At 68.8% G+C, this 15,011-nt stretch carries 18 protein-coding genes; 5 read left to right on the top strand and 13 right to left on the bottom strand.

Going from position 1 to position 15,011, the window contains the following annotated elements:
* The first annotated feature begins 48 nt into the window (after window positions 1-48).
* Window positions 49-1,341, top strand: a complete 1,293-nt coding sequence (locus AK36_RS27165; RefSeq protein ID WP_011880103.1) for an NAD(P)/FAD-dependent oxidoreductase — start codon at window positions 49-51, stop codon at window positions 1,339-1,341.
* 109 nt (window positions 1,342-1,450) lie between these two features.
* On the opposite strand, the gene AK36_RS27170 is transcribed toward AK36_RS27165, so the two are convergent.
* On the bottom strand, window positions 1,451-1,930 hold the full coding sequence (locus AK36_RS27170; RefSeq protein WP_014725839.1) for a rubrerythrin family protein: 480 nt from the start codon (window positions 1,928-1,930) through the stop codon (window positions 1,451-1,453).
* Between the two features lie 219 nt (window positions 1,931-2,149).
* On the opposite strand from AK36_RS27170, the gene AK36_RS27175 reads away from it, so the two are divergent.
* Genes AK36_RS27175 through AK36_RS27190 form a run of 4 tightly spaced genes read left to right on the top strand, consistent with a single transcriptional unit; the run spans window position 2,150 to window position 5,114 of the window.
* Complete coding sequence (locus AK36_RS27175; protein ID WP_011880105.1) at window positions 2,150-2,434, top strand: PepSY domain-containing protein; 285 nt, start codon at window positions 2,150-2,152, stop codon at window positions 2,432-2,434.
* A 2-nt stretch (window positions 2,435-2,436) separates the two neighbouring features.
* Window positions 2,437-3,060: a cytochrome b/b6 domain-containing protein gene (locus AK36_RS27180; protein WP_011880106.1), complete on the top strand. Its 624-nt coding sequence runs from the start codon at window positions 2,437-2,439 to the stop codon at window positions 3,058-3,060.
* On the top strand, window positions 3,035-3,760 hold the full coding sequence (locus tag AK36_RS27185) for a response regulator transcription factor (RefSeq protein WP_011880107.1): 726 nt from the start codon (window positions 3,035-3,037) through the stop codon (window positions 3,758-3,760). The genes AK36_RS27180 and AK36_RS27185 overlap by 26 nt, the downstream gene beginning before the upstream one ends.
* Window positions 3,738-5,114 carry a HAMP domain-containing sensor histidine kinase gene (locus AK36_RS27190; protein WP_224383413.1) on the top strand — a complete coding sequence of 459 codons (1,377 nt, stop codon included), beginning with the start codon at window positions 3,738-3,740 and terminating at the stop codon, window positions 5,112-5,114. The genes AK36_RS27185 and AK36_RS27190 overlap by 23 nt, the downstream gene beginning before the upstream one ends.
* 74 nt (window positions 5,115-5,188) lie before the next feature.
* Here the strand turns inward: AK36_RS27190 and AK36_RS27195 are convergent, their stop codons facing one another.
* The 12 genes from AK36_RS27195 to hscA all read right to left on the bottom strand — a co-directional run bounded on the left by AK36_RS27195 (window position 5,189) and on the right by hscA (window position 14,990).
* Window positions 5,189-5,635, bottom strand: a complete 447-nt coding sequence (locus AK36_RS27195; RefSeq protein WP_011880109.1) for a hypothetical protein — start codon at window positions 5,633-5,635, stop codon at window positions 5,189-5,191.
* A gap of 137 nt (window positions 5,636-5,772) precedes the next feature.
* Window positions 5,773-6,258 carry a hypothetical protein gene (locus AK36_RS27200; protein WP_014725843.1) on the bottom strand — a complete coding sequence of 162 codons (486 nt, stop codon included), beginning with the start codon at window positions 6,256-6,258 and terminating at the stop codon, window positions 5,773-5,775.
* Window positions 6,255-6,581: a (2Fe-2S) ferredoxin domain-containing protein gene (locus tag AK36_RS27205; RefSeq protein ID WP_014725844.1), complete on the bottom strand. Its 327-nt coding sequence runs from the start codon at window positions 6,579-6,581 to the stop codon at window positions 6,255-6,257. The genes AK36_RS27200 and AK36_RS27205 overlap by 4 nt, the downstream gene beginning before the upstream one ends.
* A gap of 15 nt (window positions 6,582-6,596) precedes the next feature.
* Entirely contained in the window at window positions 6,597-6,896 is a 300-nt protein-coding gene (locus tag AK36_RS27210; RefSeq protein WP_011880112.1) for a ferredoxin family protein, read from the bottom strand.
* On the bottom strand, window positions 6,893-8,203 hold the full coding sequence (locus tag AK36_RS27215; RefSeq protein ID WP_045579655.1) for an FAD-dependent monooxygenase: 1,311 nt from the start codon (window positions 8,201-8,203) through the stop codon (window positions 6,893-6,895). Before AK36_RS27215 ends, AK36_RS27210 begins: the two co-directional genes overlap by 4 nt.
* An 11-nt stretch (window positions 8,204-8,214) precedes the next feature.
* Window positions 8,215-9,321 (bottom strand): electron transfer flavoprotein subunit alpha/FixB family protein, encoded by a 1,107-nt coding sequence (locus tag AK36_RS27220; protein ID WP_045579656.1) that lies wholly within the window; start codon window positions 9,319-9,321, stop codon window positions 8,215-8,217.
* Window positions 9,318-10,166 carry an electron transfer flavoprotein subunit beta/FixA family protein gene (locus AK36_RS27225; RefSeq protein ID WP_045579657.1) on the bottom strand — a complete coding sequence of 283 codons (849 nt, stop codon included), beginning with the start codon at window positions 10,164-10,166 and terminating at the stop codon, window positions 9,318-9,320. Before AK36_RS27225 ends, AK36_RS27220 begins: the two co-directional genes overlap by 4 nt.
* Window positions 10,167-10,180: 14 nt before the next feature.
* Window positions 10,181-10,519, bottom strand: coding sequence for a nitrogenase stabilizing/protective protein NifW (nifW, locus tag AK36_RS27230; RefSeq protein WP_011880116.1), 339 nt, complete (start codon window positions 10,517-10,519; stop codon window positions 10,181-10,183).
* Between the two features lie 6 nt (window positions 10,520-10,525).
* On the bottom strand, window positions 10,526-11,320 hold the full coding sequence (cysE, locus tag AK36_RS27235) for a serine O-acetyltransferase (protein WP_043292770.1): 795 nt from the start codon (window positions 11,318-11,320) through the stop codon (window positions 10,526-10,528).
* Window positions 11,317-12,453: a homocitrate synthase gene (nifV, locus tag AK36_RS27240; RefSeq protein ID WP_011880118.1), complete on the bottom strand. Its 1,137-nt coding sequence runs from the start codon at window positions 12,451-12,453 to the stop codon at window positions 11,317-11,319. The genes cysE and nifV overlap by 4 nt, the downstream gene beginning before the upstream one ends.
* Before the next feature lie 307 nt (window positions 12,454-12,760).
* Window positions 12,761-13,096: a 2Fe-2S iron-sulfur cluster-binding protein gene (locus AK36_RS27245; protein WP_011880119.1), complete on the bottom strand. Its 336-nt coding sequence runs from the start codon at window positions 13,094-13,096 to the stop codon at window positions 12,761-12,763.
* Window positions 13,097-13,115: 19 nt separating this feature from the next.
* Window positions 13,116-14,990: a Fe-S protein assembly chaperone HscA gene (hscA, locus tag AK36_RS27250; protein WP_045579658.1), complete on the bottom strand. Its 1,875-nt coding sequence runs from the start codon at window positions 14,988-14,990 to the stop codon at window positions 13,116-13,118.
* Between the last annotated feature and the right edge of the window lie 21 nt (window positions 14,991-15,011).

The raw sequence follows: 15,011 nt of genomic DNA on the forward strand, positions 1-15,011 counted from the left end.
GGCGTGAGAAACGTAAGATACCCAATCAATCGAAATGAACGGGCAAGCATGAACGAAATGAAATCGAATTCGGTCGACGTCGCCATCATCGGCGCCGGGCCGTCCGGCGCCGTCGCCGCCGCGCTGCTGCGCAACGCGGGCCGCTCGGTGCTCGTGCTCGAGCGCCAGCATTTTCCGCGCTTCTCGATCGGCGAGAGCCTGTTGCCGCAGAGCATGCGGTATCTCGAAGAGGCCGGCATGCTGCAGGCCGTCGTCGAGGCCGGCTTCCAGTTCAAGAACGGCGCGTATTTCGTTCATCGCGACCGGATGTCGTCGTTCGATTTCCGCGACAAGTTCTCCGACGGCTGGGGCACGGCCTATCAGGTCGAACGCGCCGCGTTCGACGATCTGCTGATCCGCTGCGCGGAGAAGCAGGGCGCGCAGGTGCGATTCGGTCATGCCGTGCGTGCGTTTCACGCCGGCGATACGCCGCGGCTCGACGTGGTCGACGAGGCCGGCCACGAATATTCCGTTCAAGCGTCGTTCGTGCTCGATGCGAGCGGCTTCGGCCGCGTGCTGCCGCGGCTGCTGGGGCTCGAAGCGCCCACCGGCCTGCCGACGCGGGCCGCGATCTTCTCGCATGTCGAAGATCGTTTGCCGGCCGGCTCCACCGATCGCGACAAGATCTGCATCGCCGTGCATCCCGAGCGGCGCGACGTCTGGTACTGGATGATTCCGCTGACCAATGGGCGCTCGTCGGTCGGCTGCGTGGCCGATGCGGCGTTCCTCGACGTGCCCGAAGCGGAGCAGGAAGCGCTGCTGCGCGAATTGCTGCAGACCGAGCCGACCTTGTCGCGGCTGGTCGGCAGCAAGCCGTTCGTGATGCCGGTGCGCCGCATCTGCGGCTATGCGTCGAACGTCGAGTCGCTGCACGGCCACGGCTATGCGCTGCTCGGCAACGCGGGCGAGTTTCTCGATCCGATCTTCTCGTCGGGCGTGACGATCGCGCTGCGCTCGGCCCATCTGGCGGTCGCCACGCTGGAGCGGCAGCTGCGCGGCGAGACGGTCGACTGGGCACGCGATTACGACGTCGCGCTGCGCAAGGGCATCGACACGTTCCGCGCGTTCGTCGAGCGCTGGTACTCGGGCGCGCTGCAGGACATCGTGTTCCACGAAGACAAGGCATCCGACGTGAAGCGCATGGTGTGCTCGATCCTGGCAGGGTACGCGTGGGACGAGACGAATCCATTCGTTCGGGAGCCGGCGCGCGGCCTCGATATCCTCGCGCAATTGTGTTGCCCGACGGGGGCGTCCGGCAACGCCGCTCAAGCGGCGACGCCGGACGGGGCGCGACGCCGTTGAATCCGACGGCGTTCCAGCTCGCACAAGCACGGCGTTTCCGCTCCCCGAAGCGTCGCAATCTTCCCGCGAGGAGCAGGACGCAAAGCGGACCGGCGCGAATGCGCGGGCGTTACTTGCTGGCCGTCCGCAGTTTCTCGCTCGCCGCGCGGAACGCGGCGTAGTGATCGCCCTCGTCGGCGGCGATCTGCCGGAACATCGCGGCCACTTTCTTGTCGCCGGCCGCATCGGCCTGCTCCGCGAACTTGACGTACATCTTGGTGTTCTCGTAGTGCTCGCCGGCCATGCCGTCGGCGAGGTTGGCCTCGTCGGACTTCGCCAGATTCAGCGCTTCCGCCTCGCGCGCGAAGTGCTCGTTGGCTTCCACGTTCGCGCTCTCGTCGAACAGCTTCGCGATCTCCGGGTGGCCGCTCTTGCGCGCATGCTCGGCGTAGGCCAGGTACTTCAGGTGCGCGTAGGCCTCGCCGTGCATCGCGGCCTCGAGGTTCTGCTTCGTCTGGTCTTTCAACGGACCGTCGGCGAACGCGGGAGCCGCGACGAACGAAAGCGCCGCCAGCGCGGCGACGGGCATCTGTTGCTTGAAGCGTTTCATGATCGGTATCCTTTTCGGGAACGTCGCCGACCGTGGCGACACCGACCATGTTGTCGTGCAGGATTGACAATGTCCTGACGTGCGCCACGACGTGCAACGACCATCGGTGTGTGACGACGCGCTTCGGCGCGGGTTTGTCAGGACATGGTCAGAAGGCGTCTCTAAGCTTGGCGATGAGCGCGCCTTGCGCTCGCCGTTTCAGGCAAGAGGAGCCGCAACATGAATCGCAACCGCATCGGCAGCATCGTCGCTATCATCCTGCTGGGCAGCATCGCCGGCCAGGCCGTCGCCAGCCCGACCTGCACGCGTCAGCCCGAATCGCAATGGCTGAGCGAGACGGAGATGCAGAAGAAGATCAGTCAGATGGGCTACAAGGAAATCAAGGTGTTCAAGAAAACCACGTCCGGTTGCTACGAGATCTACGGTCGCACGGCCGACGGCCGCAAGGCCGAGGTCTATTTCAATCCGGTGACGGGCGCGGTCGTCGAAAGCAACGTGGACTAGCCATGCTGCCGTTGCATCGTCACGACACGCAGATCACTCCCGCCGCCGCCGGACATGACGCGAACGCGCGGTCGATCCCGGTGTGGGACCTCGTCGTGCGCATCTTTCACTGGAGCGTCGTGGCCGGCGTGCTCGCGAACTACGTGTTTCTCGAAGCCGGCAAGGCGCCGCACCGTTACGTCGGCTACGCGGTGGCCGGCGCGCTCGCCGTGCGCGTCGTGTGGGGCTTCGTCGGCAGCACGCACGCGCGCTTCGCGGACTTCGTCACGACGCCGCGCGCGGCGGTGATGCACATCGCGAGCGCTGCAACCGGGCGCGATCGCCGCTATGTCGGCCACAACCCGGCGGGCGGCCTCATGATGCTCGCGCTGATGGCGCTGCTCGCCGCCGTCTGCATCACGGGCTGGATGCAGGGCCTCGACCGCTTCTGGGGCGAGCAATGGCTGCAGACCACGCATGCGTTGCTCGTCGACGCCGTGCTGGTCATGGCGGCGCTGCACGTGACGGCCGCGGTAGTGGAGAGCCGCCGACATCACGAGAACCTCGTGCTTGCGATGGTGACCGGGCGCAAACGGGCAGCATCTGAAACGGACGTCGATCATGCGGCTGCTGCTCGTCGAAGATAACGCCAGGCTCGCGTCGCTGCTCGCCGACGGGCTGGCGAAGGAAGGCTTCGCGGTGGACTGGTGCGCGACACTCGATCTCGCGACGCGTGCGTTCGCGTCGACCCCCTACGACCTGGTGCTGCTCGATCTCGGCATGCCGGACGGCAACGGCGTGACCTTCGTGAAGGCGCTGCGCCGCGGCGGCCATACGGTGCCGGTGCTGATCATCACGGCGCGTAGCAGTCTGGACGACCGCGTGATCGGGCTCGACTCGGGCGGTGACGACTACCTGGTCAAGCCGTTCGAGCTGCGCGAGCTGACGGCGCGGTGTCGTGCGCTGCTGCGCCGGCCGGGCGCGTGCCTCGGCACCACGCTTGCGGTGGCCAATCTCGAACTCGATACGGCGGGGCGGGAAGTGCGCGTCGCGGGGCGCGTCGTGCCCGTGCCGCCGCGCGAGCTCGGGCTGCTCGAATGCCTGATGCGGCGAGTGGGGCACGTCGTCACGAAAGGCGCGCTCGAGGATTCGCTGTACGCGCTCGAAGCCGAGGTCACGCCGAACGCGCTGGAGGCAGTGGTGTCGCGCTTGCGGCGCCGGCTCGCCGCCGCGCATGCGCAGGTCGCGTTGCACACCGCGCACGGGATCGGCTACATGCTGACCGGCACATCCGCGTCCGCGTCGGATGGCGACGGCGACGGCGATGAAGCGCAGCGCAATGGTTGACGGGGCGGGCACGCGGCTGCGGCGACGCCGCACGCTGTTCTTCACGATCTCCGTGCGGCTGGCCGTCGTCGGTTGCATCTTCATGCTGGTGCAGTTGCTCGCCGTCATGTGGATGTACGTGCGCAACCCCAACGAGCTCGATCAGTTGCTGATCTCAGCCGAGGCGACCCGCATCGCGCGCGCCATCGCCGCCGACGGCGCGGATGCCGGCCTCGCGCGATCCGCGGATCTCGCGCAGCCGCTCGCGCCCGACACGCGCCGCGCGTTCGTCGTTCACGAGAAGGGCGGCGCGATCGTCGCGCGACATGACGACGGCGAGGTGCGGATCGAACAGGAGGCGCCCATGTCGTTCCTGGTGATCCGCACGCAGCGCGAAACATGGGGCGACCGCTTTCTGCTCACGGGCACGCGGCGCGTGACGGTGGCCGACCGCCCGTACTGGGTGACGGTGGCGATCGCCGGCCGCGGCTTCAAGCCGTTCGTTCCAGTGATCTTCGACGAGATCCGCTTCCATGTCTTGCTTCCGCTCGCGCTGCTGTCGGGCTTGCTGCTGCTGTTCAACTTCAGCGTGGTGCGCAGCACGCTGAAGCCGCTCGATGAAACGATTGCCGCGGTGGATCGCATCGATCCGGCGCAGATCGCCACGCGCATAACGGATGCGACGCCGCTGTGGGAGGTGCAGGCGCTGGTCGGATCGGTGAACCGCATGCTCGACCGGCTGCAGCTGTCGGTGGAAACGCTGCGCGAGTTCGCGGGCGACGCTGCGCACGAGTTGCGCACGCCGCTGGCGATCCTGATGCTCGGCATCGGAAGCCTGCCCGACGGAGAGACGAAGACGAAGCTCACGCGCGACGCGCAGCGAATGAAGCGGCTCGTGGACCAGATGCTCGACATGGCGCAGGCGAGCACGGTCGAAATTGCCGCGGACGATCGCGTCGACCTCGGTGCGCTGGCGCGTGACGTTTCCACCGACCTGCTGCCGCTCGCGGTGGCGCGCGGCCGTTCGATCACGTTCGTCGATGCAGGCGGCGCGACGATCCGCGGTCACACGGAAGCGCTCGGCCGGGCGCTGCGCAACGTGATCGAGAACGCGCTCGAGCATACGCCGAGGGGAACGACGGTCGAGGTGGTGAGCGGGCCGGGCAGGTGTTGCTCGGTCCGCGACCACGGCCCGGGGGTTCCGGCGCGCGAGCGCGCGAGAATATTCGATCGCTTTTATCGGGTCGACCGGAGTCGCAACGCAGGCGCGGGGCTCGGACTCGCGATCGTCGCGACGATCATGGAGGCGCACGGCGGCTGGATCGAAGTCGACGATGCGGCTGACGGCGGCGCGTTGATGCGTCTGCGGTTTTAGGGCGGCCATGCGGGCGCGGCGTAGCGGGGATGCATGACGACATGCACGCTCGCCTGCCTTCACGCCGCCTGCATTCACGCCGCCTGTCGCGCGACGCCGAGTGCGAGCGCCGCCTTGGCGAGCAGCCGACGCAAACGCTCGGTGGCGGTCGCGACCGCGTGAAGCGGCGCGCGCGCCAGTTGCCGATCGTGCAGCGTCAGCAATTGCGCCACGTGCCCGTGGTCCTGTGCATCCATGCGCCATTCGCCCGTGGTGTGGCCGCGGTCGGTGCATCGGCGCAGCGCCGCTTCCATCTCCGCGAACGCGGCCTGGTCGCCGTCCCCATAGCCGGCTTCGTGAAGAAACTCGGCCAGGAACAGGATCTCGACGAGCCGCGAGAGCTGCCGCTCGTTGCCGTGGCCCGCACGGATCGCGGCCAGCACGAGGTGGTACTCGAGCGATTGCCGGTCGACCGTCGCACGTGGCGTCGGCAGCAGCATGGCCTTGTTGCGCGAGCGAACCGGCGAACGTCGAAGCGTCATCGTGCGTGATCCTTCAGGTGGAACATCGGACCTCGAATGGCCATGCACCGGCGCATGCCGCGTATGCGGACCGGCCGGGCGACCGGTTCCGCTGCGTTCCACTGCGAACCATCTCGACCTCCTTCATGCGCGGCCCGTCACCGTTCCGGAACCTGGGCGAGCAGCGCATCGACGACGCCGTACCCGACGCGATCGGCCGGATCGAGCGCGCGCAATTTCTCGACCAGCGCGCGCGCGACGCGGTACTCGCCCAGCCGCACGCTGATGAACGCGAGCGCCTTCAGCGTGAACAGCCAGAAGCGGGCGGGGCCGGGCACCGAAAAATCGGCGTCGCTCGCGCGCACCGTGCGCCAGTCGCGGGCGAGCGACGCCTGCTCGGCCGCGACCGCGAGCGCCTTGATCGCGACCTGTTGCGCGTGCGCGAGCTCGCCGGCCGCCGCATGGAACTTGTAGAGCAGGTAGTACGCGGGCAGGCTGCGCGGCGCGCTGAGCACGGCTGCCCACAGCGCCGCGCCGGTCTCGTCGCGCGTCGCCCCGCGCGCCGAGTCGATCAGATGCCGGATCGACGCGGGCACGTCGCCGCCGAACAGCTCGGCGGACTCGGATCCCGTCATCAGGTTCACCAGATCTCCCTCGGCGCGAGCAGACGTGCGACCGGCTCGCCGCGTTCGAGGTGGCTGGAGAAAATCTCGTCGACGTCGGCCGGCGTGACGCCGCTGTACAGCACGGCTTCCGGATAGACGACGACATTCGCGCCGCGCTCGCACGGGCCGAGGCAGCCCGCGTAGGTGATGGCGACCGTGTCGTAGGCCTGGCGCTTCTGCTGCTCGGCCCAGAACGCCTGCAACAGCGCGGCCGAGCCGTGGCCGCCGCCGCAGGAGCCGCGCGGATGGTTCGGCGGCCGGTTCTGCGTGCAGACGAAGACGTGTCGTGTCGGACGTGGCATCGCGGTATCCCTCCTTCAACCGAACTTGAACAGGATCCCGTGGCCGCCCCGCGGGTACTCCCATTCGATGTTCTGATGTTCGCTGCACAGGATCCGGCAGCTCCCGCACTCGAGGCAGCCGTCGGTGATCAGCGTCACCGCGCCGTTGCCTTCGGCCTTGTAGCACGACGCCGGGCAGACGAACGTGCAGCTCTTCTGCCTGCAGTCGTTCAGGCAGACGTCCGTGCTCTTGATGCGGATGTGCGGCCGGCCCGCGTCGACGCGGTAGCGGTTCTGAAACAGCTTTTCCTCGACGTTGACTGTCACGGTGCTCATCGGAATGCCCTCCAGATTTTGAACGCGTCGCCGACCAGGCCGGCGAACGAACGGCTCTTGCGGAAGCTCGACACGATCGCGCGCTCCTTGGTCTTCTTGTCGACGCCGTCGACGGTGATCATCGTGCGCGCGGCGTTCGCGACCAGATCCGGATAGGTCGTGAAGAACTGCGGATTGCGGTGCAGCGTGTCCGGCATGTCGCGGTACTTGTACAGATCCTTCATCACGAAGCTGTCGTCGAGCTTCGCCTTGTACGCCTTCAGCTCGCCCGCGCGATAGCCGCGGCCGGCCGCCTTCGCCGCGATCACCGTCTCGGCCGCGAGGCGCCCGGTCGTCATCGCGAGGTTCGAGCCTTCGCGGTGCGCGGCGTTGACGAAGCCGCCCGAGTCGCCGACGATCATCCAGCCGTTGCCGTACACGCGCGGCACCGCGTGGAAGCCGCCTTCCGGGATCAGGTGCGCGCAGTACTCCTTCATCTCGCCGCCCTCGATCAGCGGCGCGATCGCCGGATGGCGCTTCATCTGCTCGATCAGCACGTACGGGCTCGTGCGGTTCGCGTTCTGCTTGAAATCGGACAGCATGCAGCCGACGCCGATCGTCAGCGATTCGCGGTTCGTGTACAGGAAGCCCGTGCCCATCATGCCGTCGGTGATCCGGCCGATCATCTCGATCACGACGCCTTCGTCCTCGCCGATGTTGAAGCGCTGACGGATCGTCTCCTCCGGCATGAACAGGATTTCCTTGACGGCGAGCGCGACGTTGCCGGCGTCGATCTCGTCGTGGAAACCGGCCTTGCGCGCAAGCGTCGAATTCACGCCGTCGGCGAGGATCACGACGTCGGCGTACACGTCGCCCTGCTCGCGATCGCACTGCACGCCGACCACCTGGTCGCCGTCGAGGATCAGATGGTTGACGGTCGTCTCGCAGATGACCAGCGCGCCGGCCTCGCGCACCTTCGACGAGAACCACTTGTCGAACTGCGCGCGGATGATCGTGTAGCGGTTGTACGGCGGCTTGTTGTAGTCGTCGCTGCGCACGTGCGTGCCGACGAACGACGTCTCGTCGAGCATCCACAGGCGCTGCTCGATGATGTGACGCTCGAGCGGCGCGTCGTCGCGAAAGTCGGGGATGATCTCCTCGAGCGCCTTCGCGTAGAGGATCGCGCCTTGCACGTTCTTGCTGCCCGGATACTCGCCGCGCTCGATCTGCAGCACCTTGAGGCCGGCCTTCGCCATCGTGTAGGCCGCGGCATTGCCCGACGGCCCCGCGCCGACGACAATCGCGTCGAATTGCGACGGTTTTTTCATCTCGCTGCTCCTTATGCGACCTGCTTGCCGCGAACCGACAGGTGTTCCGCGAACGCTTGCGTGAGCGCGGGCAGCACCTGCATCGCATTGCCGACGATGCCGAAGTGCGCGAAGTCGAAGATCGGCGCGTTCGGGTCGGTGTTGATCGCGACGATCACGTCCGCGCTCTCCATCCCCACGCGATGCTGGATCGCACCGGAAATGCCGGCCGCGATGTAGAGCTTCGGCCGCACGGTCTTGCCGGTTTGTCCGACCTGCCGGTCGGCCTCGACCCAGCCGGCCTGCACGCACGGGCGCGTCGCGCCCACCTCGCCGCCGAGCACGCGCGCGAGCTCGAACACGAGGCGGAAGTTCTCCGGATTCTTCAGCCCCTTGCCGCCGCTCACGATCACGTCGGCATAGGGCAGGTTAATGCGGTTGCTGTTCGCGTCGGCGATGAAGTCGAGCAGCTTCGTGACGATGTGGGTCTCGACCATGCCGAACGTTTCCTGCACGATCTCGCCGCCGCGGCCGGGCTCGGCGCGCGGCATCGCCATCACGCGCGGGCGCACGGTCGCCATCTGCGGCCGGTACGCGAGAGTCATGATCGTGCACAGCAGCGAGCCGCCGAAGGTCGGCCGCGTCGCGGCCAGCGCACGCGTGGCCGGATCGATGTTGAGCGCGGTGCAGTCCGCGGTCAGTCCGGTCAACAGCGTGGTCGCAACCGAGCCGGCGAGGTCGCGGCCCATCGACGTCGCGCCGAGCAGCAGGATTTCGGGCTGGTAGCGATTGACGAGCTCGGTGAGCGCCTTCGTGAACGGCTCGTTCCGGTAGCCGTGCAGGACCGGCGCGTGAATCACGTAGGCCTTGTCGGCGCCGTAGCCGAACGCGTCGGCGGCGAACGTCTCGAGCGCTTCGTCGGGGCCGCCGAGCAGCACGACGGACACGTCGCTGCCGAGCTTGTCGGCGAGCTTGCGCGCCTCGCCGACGAGTTCCCACGACACGCCGTGCACGTGGCCGCGGTCGTGCTCGACGAACACCCAGACGCCCTTGTACGCCTTCAGGTGCTCGGGCAGCTCCAGATTGCGGCCGCCGGCCTTCCTGACGGGCGCGGCGGGCGGGTTGGCGGCGGTCGTCATGTCGACTCCTTCATCAGCAGGTCGGTTTCGAGCGTCGGATGACGCGTGAAGATCTTCTGCAGCAAGGTCAGCGACACGTCGCGCAGCGTCGACGTGTCGAGTTCGAGCAGGTCGGCCTTCTCGCTGCGCGGGGTCGGGCCGAACACCTTGCTGACGACGGTCGGCGATCCCTTCAGGCCGATCTTCGTCACGTCCTCGATGCCGGCGTCCTCCTTGTTCCATCTGCGCACCGGGAAACCGGCCGCGTGGATCATCGCGGGCATCGTCGCGAAGCGCAGCTCGTTGGTGTTCTCGAGCATCGTGACGAGACACGGCAGCGCGGTCTTCAGCACCTGCACGCCGCCTTCCGCGCGACGCTCGACGACGATCGTGCGCGCGTCGGGATGGATCTCGACGATCCGCGACACGTAGGTCAGCAACTGCATCCCGAGCCGCTTCGCGATGCCGGGGCCGACCTGGGCGGTGTCGCCGTCGATCGTCTGCTTGCCGGTGAACACGATGTCGACCGCCTGTTCGCGCGCGATCTGGCGGATGCCGGCCGCGAGCGCATAGGAGGTCGCGAGCGTGTCGGCGCCCGCGAACGCGCGGTCGGTCACGAGGATCGCGTCGTCGGCGCCGTAGCTCACGCATTTGCGCAGCGCATCCTCGGCCTGCGGCGGCCCCATGCAGAGGGCGGTGACCATGCCGCCGAAGCGGTCCTTCAGGCGCAGCGCCTCTTCGAGCGAGAACAGGTCGTACGGATTGGGGATCGCGGGCACGCCCTGCCGCATGATCGTGTTGGTGACCGGATGAACCCGGATCTGCGCCGAATCCGGAACCTGCTTGATGCAGACGACGATGTGCATGGTGGGTTTCTCCGTCATGCGGTGCCGCGCGCCGGCAGCGACGCGCGGAGAGTGTCGACGGACACGTGCTGGCGGCCGTCGACGTCCTGGAATACCTTGAAGACCTTTTCCTCGGCGGGCGTCGACGCGACGAAGTCGCGGTAGGCCCGTGCGAGCTGGTCGCGGTAGGTGGCGAACAGCGCGGCTTCGGTGTCCTGCGGGATCGACGCCTGCTGCCGGATGTACTGGAAGAAGCGCTTGAGGATGTGCAGACGGCAGACGTCGACCACCTTCTGGTCGAACGGCACGCCAAAGAACTGCAGGAAGTCCTCCGCGGAGGACAGGTGTTTCAATCGTTCGGCGAGGGGCGTCATGGCGAATCACTCCGGACGGCGGGACGGGGATGGCGCGTGCACGGCGTCCATGCAGCCGTCGCCGCAGCATGGTTCGCCGGGTGCGCCGGGACGCGGCGGCAGCGGGCCGCCTTGGCTGGACTGCTCGAGCCGGGCGACGCGATCGAGCAGGCACGCGAGCGCCTTGCCGACCGGGTCGGGAATCAGGTGATGGTTCAGGTCGTAGCCGTGCGCGGTGCGCCGGTCGCGCGGCGCGACGACGCGCGCCGGAATCCCGACGACGGTCGCGTGGTCCGGCACCGCGTCGATCACGACCGAGTTCGCCGCGATCCGCGCGCCATCGCCGACCGCGATCGGGCCGAGGATCGTCGCGCCCGCGCCGACGATCACGCGCTCGCCGAGCGTCGGATGGCGCTTGCCTGCGTGCAGGCTGGTGCCGCCGAGCGTGACGCCGTGATAGAGCGTGCAGTCGGCGCCGATCTCGGCCGTCTCGCCGATCACGACGCCCGAGCCGTGATCGATGAACAGGCGCGGGCCGATCGTCGCGCCGGGATGGATGTCGACCTGCGTGACCATGCGCGCGACGAACGACAGCACGCGCGGCAGGTAGCGCCAGCCGCGCCGCCACAGCGCATGCGCGACGCGGTGCGCGGCGAGCGCGTGCAGCCCCGGATAGATGGTCCAGACCTCGAGCCTGCTGCGCGCGGCCGGATCGCGCTCGAGCACGCAGCGTGCGTCGCCGCGCAGCAAGGCCCACCATGAGCGGCCGGCGGCGCGCTCGGCCGCCGCCGCCGCGGATGCGGTGCGCGGCACGGCGCTCATGACCATTCCTCGATGAGTTCGCGCGTCTCGACCAGGAACCGGTACAGATCGGCCGCGTTCGGCGCCTGCTTCGTCTGGGTCGCATGCTGGCGGATGCGCGCGAGCAGCAGCGGCACGAGCTGGTCGGCGACCGGCAGCCCGAGCGCCTCGTACGCATGGCGCACGCCGTGCGAGCCGGAATGCTTGCCGAGCACGAGCGAGCGCGCGCGGCCGAGCTCGGCCGGATCGAAGCTCTCGTAGGTCGTCGGATTCTTCGCGAGGCCGTCGGTGTGGATGCCCGACTCGTGCGTGAACACGCCGCCGCCGACGATGCTCTTGTTGAGCGCGACCTGCCGCCCGGACGCATGCTCGACGAGCCGCGAAATGCCGACGAGCGCGGTGGTGTCGACGCCGGTGTCGCGGCCGAGCAGATGGCGCGAGCACATCACGACCTCCTCGAGCGCCGCGTTGCCCGCGCGCTCGCCGAGGCCGTTGACCGTCGTGTTCGCATGCGTCGCGCCAGCCCGCAGCGCCGCGAGCGTGTTGGCGGTGGCGAGCCCGAGATCGTTGTGCGCGTGCATCTCGATCTCGATGTCGATGGCGTCGCGCAGGCGCGCGACGGCTTCGTAGGTCGAGAACGGATCGAGCACGCCGAGCGTGTCGGCGAAGCGGATGCGCTGCGCGCCGCATTGCTGCGCGAGCCGCGCGACGTCGGCGAGGAATGCCGGGTCCGCGCGCGACGCGTCCTCGGCGCCGAGCGAGATCTTCAGATCGCTGCGCACGGCCTCGCCGATCACGCGCCTGATCTGCGCGAACACCCAGGCGCGCGGCTGGCGCAGCTTGTATTGCAGATGAATGTCCGACACCGGCACGGACAGGTGGATGATGTCGGGCCGGCAGCGCAGCGCCGCGGCGAGGTCGCCCGGCGTCAGGCGTCCCCATACCATGACGCTCGCGTCGAGATTCAGGTCGACGATCGAGCGGATGTCCGCAATCTCGTCGGCGCCCATCGACGGGATGCCGATTTCGAGTTCGGGCACGCCGGCGTTCGACAACGCGGTCGCGATCGCGCATTTCTCCTCGACGGTGAACGCGACGCCGGCGGTCTGTTCGCCGTCGCGCAGTGTCGTGTCGTTGATGATCGGAATGGACATGGTTGCGATTCCAGAGGGCGTTGCGATACGTATTTGCAAAGGTCGTGCCAATTGCGCATGGGTGCGCGAGAGGCCGTCGCGACGCGGGTTTGCGCGAATCGCGCAGCGTGCGGATGGCGGCTTGCCGCCGACGCGTGTCGCGAATGTGCTGTTTCGGACAGCGGTGCGTCGGCTGGATGTCGGGTCGTTGGCGCGCGGTGCGCGCGACGTTGCGCGTGCAACGTGTCGCGCAGGAGGACGTACGGGCGGGATGAGCGGCAGGCGCGTGACGGAGTGACGAACGGCGGCCCGAGGACGGCCCGCGCGCTCAGCGTTCGCGTGCGAGATTGCGCGTGTGGCGCGGGAGTTCGATCGTCAGGTCGTCGTTGCCGAGGCTCACGCAGCACGCGAGCCGCGACTGCGCGTCGAGCCCCCACGCGCGATCGAGCTGGTCGTTCTCTTCGTCGTCCGGCGGCGGGAGCGACGCGCCGCCTTCTCGCACGTACACATGGCAGGTCGCGCATGCGGCGACCATCTCGCATGCGTGCTCGAGCGCGATGCCGCTGGCGAGCAGGCTCTCGCACAACGACGTGCCGCGCGGCGCATCGAATGCATGGCCGTTGGGACACAGCGCAGGATGGGGCAGAACCCGGACGCAGGGCATACGCGCTCCTCGATATCCGTTACGCGAGGCTGTCGAGTGCGCGCCCGGCGAGCGCGCTGCGGATCGACGCATCCATCCGGCGCGCGGCGAACTGCTCGGTGGCGCGGGACAGCGCGTCGGCGGCCTCGCGTAGCGCGTCGAGCGGCGCGGCCGTGCCGAGCGCATCGGCGACGCGGAACAGCGCCTGCCGGACCGCCGCGAGTTCGTCGGCCGACAGCAGCGATGCATGCTCCGTCAGCGCGGCTTCGGTCGCGTCGAGCATCCGGCGCGCATCGACCTGCGCTTCGCGCCACGCGCGCAGCTGCATGTCCGCCACGGACGTGTCGATCGCATCGCGCAGCATCGAGGCGACCTGGTCGTCGCTCAGTCCGTAAGACGGCTTCACTTCGACGTGCGCATCCACGCCGCTGCGCTGCTCGCGCGCGGTGACGGCCAGCAGCCCGTCGGCGTCGATCTGGAACGTGACGCGGATGCGCGCGGCGCCGGCCACCGCGGGCGGAATTCCGCGCAGCGTGAAGCGCGCGAGCGAGCGGCAGTCGCCCACCGATTCGCGCTCGCCCTGCACGACGTGAATCGACATCGCGGTCTGGCCGTCCTTGAACGTCGTGAATTCCTGCGCGCGTGCGACCGGAATCGTCGAGTTGCGCGGAATGATCTTCTCGACGAGGCCGCCCATCGTCTCGATGCCGAGCGACAGCGGGCACACGTCGAGCAGCAGCCACGCGTCGCTGCCGGCGTTGCCGGCGAGGATGTCGGCCTGTTTCGCGGCGCCGAGCGCGACCACCTGATCGGGATCGATGTCGGCCAGCGGCTCGCGGCCGAACAGGCTGCGCACCGCGTCGCGCACGACCGGCATCCGCGTCGATCCGCCGACGAGGATCACGCCGTCCAGCTCGCCGATCGCCAGCTGCGCGTCGCGCAGCGTGCGTTTGGTCGCCGCCAGCGTGCGCGCGACGAGCGCTTCCGCGAGCCCCGCGAACGCCGCGCGCGACAGCGTTTGCCGCAGCTCGACGCCGTTCGACAGCCGGATCGCGAGATCGGCGCTCGCCGCGTGCGACAGCGTTTCCTTCGCCGCGCGCGCGGCGCTCAGCATCGCGCGCTGGTCGCCCGGCGCGTGCGAGGCGAGCGTGTCGACGCCGTGCGCGCGGCACAGCCAAGCCGCGATCGCGTGATCGAAATCGTCGCCGCCGAGTGCCGAGTCGCCGCCCGTCGCGAGCACCTCGAACACGCCGTTCGCGAGCTTCAGCACCGACACGTCGAAGGTGCCGCCGCCGAGATCGTAGACGACGTACGCGCCTTGCGCGCCGCGGTCGAGGCCGTAAGCGACCGCGGCGGCCGTCGGCTCGTTCAGCAGGCGCAGCACGGTCAGGCCGGCGAGCCGCGCGGCGTCCTTGGTCGCTTGCCGCTGCGCGTCGTCGAAATACGCGGGCACCGTGATGACGACGCCGGCCAGCTCGCCGCCGAGCGCCGTCTCGGCGCGCACGCGCAGCGCGCGCAGGATCTCGGCCGACACCTCGACGGGCGTGCGAACGCCGCCGGCCGTGTCGAGCGCGACCATGCCGGGCCGTTCGACGAACCGGTACGGCAGGGCGTCGGCGCCCGCGACATCCGCGAGGCCGCGGCCCATCAGGCGCTTCACCGACACGATCGTGTTCTGCGGATCGTCGACCTGACGCAGCTGCGCGAGCCGGCCGATCTCGGTTGCGCCGGACGGCAGATAGCGCACGATCGACGGCAGCAGCGCGTGGCCGTCCGCATCCGGCAGCACGCGCGCGAGCGCGCTCTGCACGGTCGCGACGAGCGAGTTGGTCGTGCCGAGGTCGATGCCGGCGGCGAGCCGGTGCTGATGCGGCGCGGCGGCGCGGCCGGGTTCGGCGATCTGCAGCAGGGCCATGGCGGGTCTCCGTGCGGTCGG

The organism is Burkholderia vietnamiensis LMG 10929, assembly GCF_000959445.1.
GTDB classification, from domain to species: Bacteria; Pseudomonadota; Gammaproteobacteria; order Burkholderiales; family Burkholderiaceae; genus Burkholderia; species Burkholderia vietnamiensis.